This is a genomic window from Paenibacillus radicis (ex Xue et al. 2023) (assembly GCF_024722015.1).
Lineage (GTDB): Bacteria > Bacillota > Bacilli > Paenibacillales > NBRC-103111 > Paenibacillus_S.
On record NZ_JANQBD010000002.1, the window covers coordinates 410,133 to 423,132 of the forward strand.

The window sequence follows — 13,000 nt, forward strand, 5'->3', positions numbered from 1 at the left end:
CTCAATCTGCATCAATAGCCTTCGATGGAAGCAATCGATCCAGGTAATAAATATTCGCCAACCTGTTGGGGGTGAAGTTCGATGCAAAGCCGAAGCTTAGCTGAGCTTTATGCGGGTGTTTACTATCCGGCAAATGAATGGCTAACCCTTCCGGTTCTCTGAAAGTGAGCGTATCTCCTGCGGTCATCAGCTGCTTATCTATAACTTCACCGCTTTTTAATTCTACAGCAGTGATATAAGTATTTCCTACGGGTGCAACGGATCCGTTCGAGCCGTAAGCGGTACCTTCCAGCAGGTATAAATAACCTCCATAGGAAGCAAACCCTTGAAATGTACCAACTGTAGGCTGAGGTACGTCAGCCAATGGCGTGTAATTATTCTGCTTGACTTCTTCCAGCGAATATACGCCGAAACGGAATGCGCCGTCTAAACGGTAACGCATGGTTAGCAAGCCGTTCGCTGCATCAATATTGACAGTCGTTCGATCTGCACCTTCCACAAGACGGTATTTTTCTAGCTCAGGCGACTCGGGATTCAGAATTTTACCGGTTTCAAACGGAAATCTTGCAAGCTGCGTTCCCCAGCCACTGCTCCCCTCCGTGACGGAATCCGTTTCCGTCCATAAATAGGCTGTTTCTCCCACGGTTTCCACACCGATCTGGACACCATGGCCAAACCCTTTCAGGTACATGTAGCCGAGCTTATTTCCCGACATATCAAGCTGGGTTAATGCCAGATCGCCGCTAAGATCCCTGCTTGCTCCGCTAACTACCCCTGCCTCCCCTGGCAGCTGCTGTCCGCCTGCCATCAATTGAACCACATAAATGTGTTGATTCACATTATCGAAAGCAAATGATTGCAATACCGTCCCATTTTGCAGCGCTTTTTCATTAATCAGTTCAGCAGCCGGCTCCGAGAGGGCAAACATCTTGGATTTCAAAACATCGCGTTTGGCTTGGATAGGAGCAGCTGACCATGGGAGAAGACTAATAATGGCTGCCCCAATTACAATTTTCAATAAGTGACTTCGGCCAAATGACTGCCGGATATTCTTCTTCCGTCTTATTTGAAAGAAGTTCATACTTCACCTCCCATTATGCTCGATCACATATCGAATTTCTTGAGCCGGCCTCGGATTGTTGCAGGTCATTAGAGTGGAGCCGCATCCAAGCGCATAATAGACTTGTTGATCGACGTCCGGGCAATAACACCAAGGAAGAATATCCTTATCCTGAAACTCCTGAACCAGCTTCGGTGTCAACAGCTTCATACTGATTCCTACAGCCCACATCTTAGAATAAGTACCTTCGGGGCCTGAATCAAAATTATGCATCAGCTCTGCCGGGAAACCCTGTGTCTTTAGCTGATAAGTATCATGGATATAGGCGATTATGACCGCATCAAAGCTGGTGAATACGCAGCGTGGAAGATAGCCGAATTCGTCAAGCATGGCGACAGCCTTATCCACGACCCATTTCGCATGAGGGCTAGGCTTAATTTCTACATTTAACAGCATCTCGGGGTAAGAGGCAATCAAGCTGCATAGCTCCTCAAAGGTCGGGATTTTCAATCCCTCAAAAACAGGGTCAAACCAACCTCCCGCATCCAATTGTTTAAGCTCTGCCAAAGTATGGTCCATCACCTTACCGGAACCATTCGTCGTACGCTCCAATGTCTCATCATGGATAACCATGACCACGCCATCCTTGGACAGCCGAAGGTCGAGCTCCAGCATATCCACCTTTGACTCCATAGCTTTTTGAAAAGCAAGCAGCGTGTTTTCCGGATAATCGCATTTCAAGCCTCTATGTGCTGCAACAACGATCGAGTTATTGTTTTCAAGACGTCCTATCATGTAGTCTTACCTTCCTTTCCATCTATTTTTTAATAATTCGCTCTGTTTCTTTCTTAAACGTATCCAGTGTGGTTTCAATATTTTTGTTGTCATACATAATCGCTTGTATTGCTTTGTTAAATTCTTGCATAACTTGTGTCCATGCTACATGCTTATTCGTGTCAACTGCATATTGAAGCTGATCATAGGCTACTTTACGATTCGGTTGTTTGGCCCAAAGATCCTTCATCTGTTGGGACTCAACCATTTTTTTAGTAAACGGAAGGTACCCTGTATCGAGAATGAATTGCAAGCCGCCCTGAGGGTCAGTCATCGTCCAACGAATAAACTCCCACGCCGCTTCTTTATTTTTCGAATTGGCCATCAAAGAAACATTCGCCCCTCCTGTAGGGTTTGCATATACTTGGTCCATTGGCAAATAGGCTGTAACATAATCGAATTTAACCGTGTCCATAAGACTTCCGATGACGCCGGTGGACTGGTACATCATACCGATTTTACCGCTTGTAAACATCTGGTTGACAATATTTCCAGAGTCCTGGGCTGGAGGGTAATACAAGGCGCCTGTGCTCTGCATATCCTTCAGGAATTTAAAGGTTTTCACACCTTCACCGTTATTAAATCCAATTGAAGTAGTGGCATCATTAAAAAACTTGCCCTTTGCTTGTGTGATCATGGCAATAGGATACCAGGTGTCGTAGGGCATACTGTACCCGTAGCGCTTGTATTCGCCATTCTCCTTAATCACAAGCGCATTGGCTACTTTATTTAATTCATCCCATGTTTTCGGAATAGCAAGCCCTTTCTCGTCCAGCATCGTTTTGTTTACATGTAAAATTGGAGTAGAGCGGTTCAATGGCAAGGATACCAATTTATTATCGAAGGTAGAGTGGCCCAAAAGACCTTGCGTAAAGTCATTGATGCTTAACCCTGATTTCTTAAGAAAAGGGTTCATGTCCTCCAATACATCCGAATCAGCAAACAGCTGTACATAGGCGCGCTCTAGCATAGCTACATCCGGCCCGGTTTTAGCAGCAACCGCTTGCTGCACCTTCGTAACCGTTTCATCGTAAGTCCCCTGGAAGGTGCCGACCACTTCAATTTTATTTTGAGATGCGTTGAAGCGTTTGATCATGGCGTCTGTATATTCGCCATTCTTACCTCCCAAAGAATGCCAAAATTGAACGGTAGTTTTGCCTCCCGTGTTAGCTGGCGCTGGAGTTGCAGTAGATTGAGGATTGGTTTTTGGATCTATAACCTGTTGGGACTGACCGCCCGAGCACCCTGCGAGCAGAGTGGATAGCAAAGTCGCTGACAACATTGCAACTGAAAGCGTTTTCTTCATATTCGATGACCTCCAAATAGATTATAGTTTTTCTGGCAAGACACCCAGATTTATTTAATTCCGGAATAAACGAAAGCTTTTACGATTTGTTTTGAAGTGAAAAGATATACAATCAAGATGGGGACAACCAATACAACATTACCGGCCATGATAATGTGCCAGTTGCTTATTCCCTCGGTCTCCCTTAGCATGGCAATTCCCATCGTTAACGGTCGGACGTTAGCGGAATCGGTCATAACAAGCGGCCAGAAATAGTCGTTCCAATGGCTCACAAAACTAAATAATGCGATGGTTGCTAAAGCCGGCATAGACATTGGAACCATGATTTTCATAATAATTTTTAATTCACTGGCATTATCCAATCTCCCTGATTCTATAATTTCCTGCGGAATTTGCATAAAATATTGGCGCAGCAGAAAGATGCCAAATGCATTTGCCATGAATGGAATGATTTGCGGAAGCAGTGAGTTGATCACTCCCCAATCCGCAAGCATTAAGTACACAGGAATGAAGGTCACCTGTCCGGGAATCATGAATGCGAGCAAAACCAATGAAAACAATATTTCTTTCCCCACAAACCTGTACTTGGCAAAGGCATATGCAGCTGGAATCATGACAATTATTTGCAGAATGATAACGGAAAATGTAACGATAAGCGAGTTCCCGGCATAGGTCAAAAAGGGACCTGCTCTCATAGCCGCCACAAAGTTAATCCATTGCGGCCATGCGGGAATCCACGTAGGCGGAAACGCCAATGTTTCCTGAAAGGTCTGCAGCGAGGTTGAAATCATCCATAAAAACGGGAATACAAACACCATCAAAATAGCCGCTTTGCATAAAAATCCTAATGTATTCTTGATGGATTTTAAATCGAATGTCACCTTTTTCACACCCCCTCTATGTGAGTCATCTCGTCTCGACAGATCATTGATAATGTACTTTTTTGGACAGCAATCGGAAGTAAATAAACGTCAGAATCGCGATGATCCCCATCAAAACCACTCCAGTTGCTGAAGCATACCCGATGCTATTGGTTCTGAATTCATAAATATAGTAAACAAGAGTGGTCGTTGCGTTATTGGGCCCACCTGCGGTCATGATTTTTACAGTATCAAATACTTTGAACGAACCGATCGTCATGATGATCAATATGAAAAACAACTGCGGTGAAATTAGCGGCAAAGTGATCTTGTAGAACATCTTAAACCGGCTTGCGTTATCCAGTGCAGCAGCCTCATAGATGCTTGGCGGTACGCTTTGAAGTGCAGCTACAATGATTAAAGTGTAATAACCGATATTTTGCCATACCGAAACGATGATGACTGAGACCATTGCAGTACTAGAGCTCTGCAGCCATGGTGAGGACGGAAGTCCAATTGCCTTAAGCAGAAAATTAAGCATGCCGTGATTGGGCTCCATAAGCCACATCCAGACGAGCGCAACAGACACAATGGAAATAATGTGTGGAGTAAAGATGCCTGCTTGCACAACCGCATTGAAACGTGTCTTTTTATTAAGCCAGATGGCAATCAACAGAGATAACAGCATAGTAAATCCAACTACCCCTACCGTGTAAACAACCGTATTGGTCAGAGCGCCGTAGAAATCCTCACGGGTAAAAATTTCTGTGTAATTATCAAATCCAATGAACTTGCTTTTATCCTTATTCATCAGGTTGTATTTATAAAAGCTTAATTTAATTAAATAGATAACTGGATATATGACAAAAAGAATAATGCCAGTCATAGCAGGTAAGACCATAATATAGGGTCGAATCGCTTCCCACAGTCGTTTTTTATCCATACTGCTGCCCTTTCAGCATTCTTAAATAAGTTCCAAATCGTTCGTCTTCCTGACTTATTCGGTTCTCATCAGCACCAAAGAAAAAGATTTTAGCCGCTTCCACTCCAACATAAACCTCCTGATCGAAGGAAAATAAATCTTCGGTGCATTTGATCATAAACGCATGCTCGCCGGATCTCACCTGATAAATCGTTTCAGAACCTAGCATTTCTCTTGTTGCGATCACTCCGCGCATGGAAAAATGACAATTGTTAGGTTCGGCAGAAAGTACAGCACTCTCTGGGCGGAAACCGAATTTCACCCCGTCTGCCCCTAATTCACCGACATTCATTGGCGGTACTCCGATAAACTGAGCCGCAAAAAGATTATTCGGTTGACGATAGATGACCTCAGGGGGCGCCTCCTGTTGAATCCGTCCACGATTCATAAGAACAATAGTGTCCGCCATCGACATCGCTTCTACCTGATCATGTGTGACATATACAAATGTCGTTCCGAGTTTTTTGTGCATTTCAATGAGTTCAATGCGCATCTGTACCCTGAGCTTGGCATCGAGATTGGACAGCGGCTCATCCATTAGAAATACGGATGGTTTCTTCACCATGGCACGGGCCAATGCTACACGCTGGCGTTGGCCTCCGGATAATGTAGAGGGTTTACGATCCAGGTATTCAAATAATCCGACTGTTTCACTAATTCCCTCTACTAGACGGGTTCTTTCTTCCTTGGCCACTTTATTATTTTTCAACCCAAATTCAATGTTTTCTCTTACAGACATGGTCGGGTAAATCGCATAGTTTTGAAAAACCATGGCAACCCCTCTTTGACCGGGAGCTACTCGTGTCACATCTTTTCCGTTAATAAGAACCGATCCTGAAGTATGAGGATCAAGCCCGGCGATCATTCTGAGGAGCGTAGTCTTCCCGCAGCCTGATGGACCTACCAATACCGTGAATTTGCCGTCCTCTATCTTTAAATCCAAGCCTTCAATTATTATGTTTTTATCAAATGATTGCGTTACTTGAACGAATTCAATGGATGCCAAGAGCAACCCTCCTCACCAATTATTCCTAGAATCCTTAAATGGTTGCGTTTACATTTTCATGCAGCTGTACAATTCGATGTTATTAACAATTGAATGGATTTATGGTACAATCCATTTACGACTTTCACTGTGTCACCAGTGAAAGTCCAGGATTGTTTTTTTCCAGTCCCTGTGAGTCATGGCAGATTCCATAGCGCCAGCGAGGTCTTCTGCCGTGCTCACAACCGTATATTTCTCGGGAAGCAATTTTCTTAATGTGTCCTGACAATCTGTGCTTTCCATAACCTTCAACACTTGTTGGAAATCCTTTGCCGAGCTGCGGCTGCTTCCATGGAGTGTGATCCCTTTCTCCAACACATCGCGTGTATTGATCGGCACCAGATTCTCACTTACCCCCATTGCAATAAGATGGCCTCCGGGCTTTAGAATATCAATTCCTTGATTGATAGCACTTTCACTAAACCGCCCTCCTGTACATTCCATCACGATATCAACCTTCTCACTAGTTAAGAAATCGTAATTCTGTACCAGTTCAGTCGTTGCAAAGGTGAATTGATCCAGCTTCTCTTTTATAGCACCGAAGACAATTAAACGATCCCTGCCAATCTTATAACCGTGATGCAGCATGGCTGCGGTCAAGTATCCGACAGGTCCATCTCCAAATACTGCGATCCGAGACCGATCCAATAAATGACTTATTCCTCTTATTGCTCTGTACGAAACACTGCATAGTTCCGCTAAAACAGCGATCTCATCAGGTATTGATTCAGGAATCGGAATCGCACACATATCAGGCAGCACCAGCCTGCTTTGAGCTATCCCATCGGTACCGCTTCCCAAAAACTCGGAATGATAACAATAGTTATCTTCAATCTCATTTCTGCAAGCGGGACAACAAAGCTCAGGTTCGATTCCCCGAAGCAGGTAGCCCGGTAAATTCGGAACAATGAGCACTCGCTGGCCTTCAGAGAGCTTGGATGAGCTGCTTTCGACCACGATACCGATTCCCTCGTGCAGTAAGGCCATCGGCAGTTTTTTGGCTAATACCTCAGGCTTTCTCTGACCGCTGAAGTAACGCAGATCAGCGTGACAAATACTGGCAATAGTTGGCTCAACTGCAACTTCATCCTTCCGAAGCTCCCTGGCTACTTCCAACTCTTGAATTTCACTCGGCTTAGTTAAGCGTAGAGTACGTGATTTTACTGTGCCGGTTTTACTTCTGTCCACTAATAAGAACACCTCCGTTTAAACCTATTCAATCTATATGAAATTTCAAAGAAGCATGAAGCATCCATGAAAATATCATCGCGAATCAAACAAGAATTACGTTCACACCAGAATCCTGAAATTGCTTTTTATCGTATTCTGTAATCTCCTTAGCCGTAATTAAAGTTTGAATGGCTGAGTTTGGAGCGACCGTATGAAGAGACAACTTGCCAATTTTGGTATCATCAGCAACCACAATCACTTCCTGTGCCGCATTAATCATACCTTGCTTTGCGAGTACCAGCTGCGCCTCCGGATGCATCAATCCATGTTTGGGATGAATCGCAGGTGTACCGATGAAAGCTTTGGACACATGAAGGGAACGTAGCGCTTGATCTGTAAACATGCCATTAAGCATAAAGCTCGATGGATACAGATCTCCGCCGGTTACTGTAACCTTCACACCTGGGGCATCTCTCAGCTCGGCAGCAATATTAATATCATTCGTTACTACAGTAATGTTCGAATGGTAGAGCAAGTTCTTCGCAATGTGAAGTGTAGTTGTACCCGAATCAATGATGATATGATCTCCGTCTTCCACCATACTTGCAGCCATCTTACCGATGCGCATTTTCTGTTCAAGCTGCACATTAAACCTGTCATTAAAAGAGGGCTCATTGTGGGTCAATTGCTCCACTATGACTCCACCGTGAGTTCTCTTTAGCAAGCCCTCCTGTTCAACCTCCGCCAAATCCCTGCGAATAGTTGCCTCATGAACATCAAATTCCAAGGCTAATGCCGCGACTGAAGCAACACGATGCTGTCTTACATATTCTACGATTCTCATTTTTCTTTCCGCAGCCAACATGGTTTACGCTCCCTTTCAGACAAACACGGTTTTGCAATAATTTGTTTATTAATGTTTATATTTGCTCTTTTAAATTATCATTGGTAAACATTTCTGTCAATACCTTTTTAGGAAATCCTTTATCTTTCAATATAGAAATGGGAATATAAATGTTTATATATGTTCATTAATGATTATTTTATTTCAATGATATGTTCAAACATGTTATTATTATTGTTGTTATTAACTTTAGAATAGCAATCTATAAGAAATCCCAGAACTGGTTATAGGCTAGAATATACCCTGTAATTGAAGTGAAAGCATGAACTAAAGATAGGAGATCTGACATGAAAACCAATAGAATTAAAACAATCGCATACTGGGTAACCACCCTATTAGGTCCGGCAAGCTTCGTCATAGGCGGCTTCCTATTCTTCACTCACGGAGAGCAGCAAGTGGAAGTAATGAACCACCTTGGCTATCCTCCTTACCTCCTTACTATTCTAGGCTTGTGGAAGTTGCTTGGCGTGATAGCGATCGTAATACCTCGTTTGCCGCGCCTAAAGGAATGGGCCTACGCGGGATTTTTCTTTGAGCTCACCGGGGCTGCTGCATCTCACGCTTTCTCTGGGGATAGCCTAGCATTAATCTCCCAGCCGGTTGTCTTCCTTGCACTAGTCATCGCGTCGTGGGCTTTGCGTCCGCCCAGCCGCAAGCTATCAGGCCGATGAAAACAAATGCAGTTCATTAACAAGCTAAAAGCCATCGCATTGAACAATGCGATGGCTTTTAGCTTGTTATCCCAGCAATTAATTTTGATTGACCGCACTTTCATCCATATATACTAATTCCCAAAGATGACCGTCTATATCCTGAAAACTCCATGAATACATAAACCCATGGTCCATAGGTTCTTTGGAAGGTGTTCCTCCTGCTGCCAAAGCTTTATTTACAATCTCGTCAACTTTTTCCCTGCTGTCAGCAGATAAAGCTATAATAGCTTCTGTACTTTTTGTTGCATCAATAATATCTTTTTGGGTAAACGTTTTGAAAAAGGGTTCAACTAGCAGCATGACAAATATGTGTTCACTGATAACCATACATGTAGCATTTTCATCGGTAAATTGGGGGTTAAATTCAAATCCTATACTAGTAAAAAAATCGACGGTTTTGTTTAGATCTTTGACCGGTAAATTAACAAAAATTTTGTCAGCCTTAACTCCCATAAACTAACACCTCTTCTTCTAATTTTCAACTTGTACACTTTCCCTATTATAGCAAAGGGCAAGATCAGTGATTTCTTATCGATTGCTGTTTTGGCTGATTGCATCGAATGGCAACATGCTAATCACCAGCAAATGTAGACTGCGACTGTTCATTTTCTGAACATTCGAAGCAGATCAATGTCTTATCCTCTACTACGATACCGTTAAGAAATCCATCCTCGCACATAATCGGTTTGTTACATTTTATACAATGACCAACAAGCTCCTGCACATTCACAACCTCCCATGATAAGTTCACAAAAAAAGAGACGTCTCATTTCAGTCATCCCTTTGTCTATTCTATGAAAATTGTTTGCAACTAAATATTATAACACTTTACGAGGGATTTAAGCCAACCCATTCCTTATACGATTTCACAACAGGCAGTGTGCGGTGGCTGAATTGCCTATATTTCATGGCGTGGGAAGTATTAAATAAAACTACCTCGTTATACCGGCTAATCCCCCCTTGATCAAGCAAACGAATTAAGCCGGCCCATGTGGCCGCGCCTTCTGGTGATGAGGATATTCCCAGCTTACCCAAAGAGAGCTGCGCTTGGCGTATTTCTTCCTGAGAAACAGCCAAAGCGGTGCCTCCCGATTGACGTATTATCGAAACGAGGAGCTGACCGTCAGGCGGATACGGCACTCTCATGCCCGTAGGGCTTGAATTCACATCTTCACTCTGAGGTGAAAATAAGTCATTGTTCTGCAGTGCTGTAACTATTGGTTGGCAGCCTGTCTCTTGTATGCAAACTATGCGAGGGAGATCTCCTTGAATAAAACCTAGTTGCTTCAACTGCTGAAAAGCATTCCACATGCCGATAACTCCAGAGCCCCCACCTGTCGGGTAAATAATGACTTCAGGCAGCTTCCAATGTAACTGCTCGGCAATTTCCAGCCCCATGGTCTTCTTGCCCTCCGCTCTCCCCGGCTCCTTCATGGTACCGACATTGTACCACTTCTGTTCTTGCTCTCCTTCTCTGATCAATTTGCCCGCATCTTGTATTAACCCATCAACCAAGTAAGTATGAGCTCCATAATGAAGGCATTCTTCTATAATCAGCCATGGACAATCCTTAGGAAGGAATACATACGCCTCCATTCCCGCGAAGCCTGCATAGGCCGCTAATGCAGAGGCAGCGTTACCATTAGAATTAACCGCCACCTTGTGGATTCCATATTCATTGGCAATAGACAATGCGACTGAAAATCCTCTGGCCTTGAAGCTTCCTGTAGGATTCTGTTCCTCTCTCTTGACCCAAAGCTTTCCAAGAGGGAGAGCTTGTTCAGCTTTTGTCAATGGAACTAGGGGCGTAAAGCCTTCCCCCATTGTGATAATATTTTCTGTCTTCTCAATGGGCAGAAGCTCAGCATATCGCCACATCGATGCTATACGATTATTTAAGCTTTCCTTTGACAAGGTATGTTTAACAAGCTCCAAATCATATTCGACCCGCAATGCGCCTCCGCATGAGCATGCTCCAGCATTTATATGAAAAGAGATTTGTTTCCCGCATTTTCTGCACTCTAACCAAAATCTCATAAGCTGTTCGCCCTCCTGTCGTCAGGTTTCTTTAACAGCATATGAGGATTTGCTTATTCCGCAAGGGCATCTATAGGGAGCCTGTTTTATTTTACACCAACGTCCAATCCATTTTTTAATTTCGGTCATAAGGTGAATGAGAGTCTTTTTTTCCAATAAGGAAAGAGGAATGATGCTCCATGCAAAGATTGATGTGTAAAGGGAAAATTCATAGAGCCACTGTAACCGAAGCGAATTTGGACTACGTAGGAAGCATAACGATAGACGCTCTCCTTCTGAAAGCCGCCAATATTCACCCTTATGAAATGGTTCAAATCACTAGTTTACGTAACGCAACCCGTTGGAAGACCTATGCACTGCCAGGACAAGAAGGCTCAGGCCAAATATGCTTAAACGGACCACCTGCTCATCTCTTTCAACCTGGAGATTTGGTTATTATACTCAGTCTCGGATTATTTAACGAAGCCGAACTGCAAGCACTGGCACCAAGAGTCGTTTTTGTGGATAAGAATAATCAGCTTACAAGCTGTGAAGAGCATCCATTATACAGTGATGCCGGGGATGTGAATTGGCGTGACTTACAGCCAGAGTAAAGGTGCAGGATTATGGTTCACTAATACGATAGAAGGGGGAACAATAAAATATGGCTTATCATTTGGATAAATGGACCAAACATAAGATCATGATCGAATCCTCTGAACTGGCGTCTGCACTTCCTGCTACACGTGTTTTAGGATATCAATCTTTTTCCACTCTCTTAGATCAGTATAACAAAGTCATAGTCAAACCATCAGGGGCTTGTGGTGGATTGGGAGTAATCCAGGTTTCTTCGAAGGGAGATAGACAATACGAGGTTCATTATGGGAAAAGCAAAAAAACGATTACAGGACTTCAATCTACTTACAACTTCGTACGCAGCCAATCCAAGCGAACTTTGAAGATCGTTCAACAGAAAATCCCGCTTGCCCAAGTAAACGGGAAACCGTTTGACGTTCGTGTTATGGTTCAAAGGACTACCTGGTCGAATTGGACGATTACAGGTAAATTGGCAAAGATTGCTGGTTCCGGCTACATTATTACCAACACGGCTCGCAGCAAAGGCAAGGTCGTTCCTATTTCAACAGCCATCCGAAATTCGAATATTTCCGGTATTTCTGAAGAAAAGATTCAGCAAGAAATCGATCGAATTGCTTTAATAGCAGTTAGACAGCTGCATTCCTCATATCGATGGATCCGAATGGTGGGATTGGATATTGGGTTGGACAGCAAAGGAAATGTTTGGATTATTGAAGCAAATTTCGAGCCATCCAAAGCTCTGTTTTTACATTTGAAGGACAAATCCATATACCGGCAAATTATGTTTTATGCCAAAAAACGTAGACAATAACAAAACTAAGCCGAAGCTCCTCTATTTAAGCAGGGGCTCAGGCTATATTACTTGATTTGTTGCTTCTGCTGCCCAAATCTCTGAAATAACCATATGGCAACTGCCAGCCAAAAGCCGCTTGCTAAATAACCGCCTAACACATCACTGGGATAATGAACGCCCAGATAGATCCTGCTTCCCCCGATCGCAATAATCATTCCAATACTTATAATAATTAATATCATTCTATTTATTGCATGAGAGGTATGTCGCCATAGTAAAAAAGCTGTCACACCATATAAAGTAAAGGCTGCCATAGAATGACCGCTGGGAAAGCTAAACCCGGTTTCTTGTACGATCTGGTGAATGGTTGGACGAGCCCGCCGAAATAAAGTTTTAAGCCCCAAGTTCAAAAAACCTGACCCAATGTTAACCCCAATAAATAGAACAAGCTCCCTGCGATGTCCTAAAACTTTATATAAGTAAACAGCAATGATTGGGATGAGTATGGCAATGACTCTGCTCGATCCAATAAATGAGAAGCCATTCATAATCGTTGTCATCAAGGGAGATTCCAAATTTTGAACAAAATGGATAATGGATTGATCAAAATGATCAATGGTTGTTTTATGAATTAACATGGCTATAATACCAAAGCCACTTACACAAATAAAGCTAATAATAAAAGCCGGGATTAACCGTAGCTTAAGATTCAACACGCAG

General features: G+C 43.2%; 15 protein-coding genes. 3 read left to right on the forward strand and 12 right to left on the reverse strand.

Annotation, left to right across the window (positions count from 1 at the left end):
• Position 1 precedes the first annotated feature (1 nt).
• From NV381_RS04465 to NV381_RS04500, 8 genes are all read right to left on the reverse strand, one after another.
• Entirely contained in the window at positions 2-1,081 is a 1,080-nt protein-coding gene (locus NV381_RS04465) for a hypothetical protein (protein ID WP_258212067.1), read from the reverse strand.
• A gap of 3 nt (positions 1,082-1,084) precedes the next feature.
• A complete protein-coding gene (locus NV381_RS04470) occupies positions 1,085-1,855 on the reverse strand; it encodes a glycerophosphodiester phosphodiesterase family protein (protein ID WP_258212068.1) in 771 nt (256 codons plus the stop codon).
• A 22-nt stretch (positions 1,856-1,877) separates the two neighbouring features.
• Complete coding sequence (locus tag NV381_RS04475; protein ID WP_258212069.1) at positions 1,878-3,200, reverse strand: ABC transporter substrate-binding protein; 1,323 nt, start codon at positions 3,198-3,200, stop codon at positions 1,878-1,880.
• A gap of 50 nt (positions 3,201-3,250) precedes the next feature.
• Positions 3,251-4,018: a carbohydrate ABC transporter permease gene (locus NV381_RS04480; RefSeq protein WP_258212150.1), complete on the reverse strand. Its 768-nt coding sequence runs from the start codon at positions 4,016-4,018 to the stop codon at positions 3,251-3,253.
• Positions 4,019-4,124: 106 nt separating this feature from the next.
• Positions 4,125-5,003 carry a carbohydrate ABC transporter permease gene (locus tag NV381_RS04485; protein WP_258212070.1) on the reverse strand — a complete coding sequence of 293 codons (879 nt, stop codon included), beginning with the start codon at positions 5,001-5,003 and terminating at the stop codon, positions 4,125-4,127.
• Positions 4,996-6,048, reverse strand: a complete 1,053-nt coding sequence (locus tag NV381_RS04490; protein WP_258212071.1) for an ABC transporter ATP-binding protein — start codon at positions 6,046-6,048, stop codon at positions 4,996-4,998. The genes NV381_RS04485 and NV381_RS04490 overlap by 8 nt, the downstream gene beginning before the upstream one ends.
• A 132-nt stretch (positions 6,049-6,180) precedes the next feature.
• Positions 6,181-7,275, reverse strand: coding sequence for an alcohol dehydrogenase catalytic domain-containing protein (locus NV381_RS04495; protein ID WP_258212072.1), 1,095 nt, complete (start codon positions 7,273-7,275; stop codon positions 6,181-6,183).
• Positions 7,276-7,360: 85 nt separating this feature from the next.
• The gene (locus tag NV381_RS04500) at positions 7,361-8,122 is read right to left on the reverse strand and encodes a DeoR/GlpR family DNA-binding transcription regulator (RefSeq protein WP_258212073.1); all 762 of its coding nucleotides are present in this window, start codon (positions 8,120-8,122) and stop codon (positions 7,361-7,363) included.
• A 326-nt stretch (positions 8,123-8,448) separates the two neighbouring features.
• On the opposite strand from NV381_RS04500, the gene NV381_RS04505 reads away from it, so the two are divergent.
• Entirely contained in the window at positions 8,449-8,832 is a 384-nt protein-coding gene (locus NV381_RS04505; RefSeq protein ID WP_258212074.1) for a DoxX family protein, read from the forward strand.
• A gap of 78 nt (positions 8,833-8,910) precedes the next feature.
• On the opposite strand, the gene NV381_RS04510 is transcribed toward NV381_RS04505, so the two are convergent.
• The 3 genes from NV381_RS04510 to NV381_RS04520 form a co-directional block, all read right to left on the reverse strand.
• Positions 8,911-9,327, reverse strand: coding sequence for a VOC family protein (locus tag NV381_RS04510; RefSeq protein WP_258212075.1), 417 nt, complete (start codon positions 9,325-9,327; stop codon positions 8,911-8,913).
• Between the two features lie 118 nt (positions 9,328-9,445).
• On the reverse strand, positions 9,446-9,598 hold the full coding sequence (locus NV381_RS04515; protein ID WP_258212076.1) for a hypothetical protein: 153 nt from the start codon (positions 9,596-9,598) through the stop codon (positions 9,446-9,448).
• 104 nt (positions 9,599-9,702) lie between these two features.
• Positions 9,703-10,911, reverse strand: a complete 1,209-nt coding sequence (locus tag NV381_RS04520; RefSeq protein ID WP_258212077.1) for a threonine synthase — start codon at positions 10,909-10,911, stop codon at positions 9,703-9,705.
• A gap of 179 nt (positions 10,912-11,090) precedes the next feature.
• Here NV381_RS04520 and panD point away from each other — a divergent pair, with 179 nt between their 5' ends.
• Both panD and NV381_RS04530 read left to right on the forward strand, forming a co-directional pair.
• Positions 11,091-11,504, forward strand: a complete 414-nt coding sequence (gene panD / locus NV381_RS04525) for an aspartate 1-decarboxylase (protein ID WP_258212078.1) — start codon at positions 11,091-11,093, stop codon at positions 11,502-11,504.
• Positions 11,505-11,554: 50 nt separating this feature from the next.
• The gene (locus tag NV381_RS04530; protein WP_258212079.1) at positions 11,555-12,298 is read left to right on the forward strand and encodes a YheC/YheD family protein; all 744 of its coding nucleotides are present in this window, start codon (positions 11,555-11,557) and stop codon (positions 12,296-12,298) included.
• A gap of 47 nt (positions 12,299-12,345) precedes the next feature.
• Here NV381_RS04530 and NV381_RS04535 read toward each other — a convergent pair whose 3' ends face one another.
• Entirely contained in the window at positions 12,346-12,996 is a 651-nt protein-coding gene (locus NV381_RS04535; RefSeq protein ID WP_308861655.1) for a phosphatase PAP2 family protein, read from the reverse strand.
• Positions 12,997-13,000 lie beyond the last annotated feature (4 nt).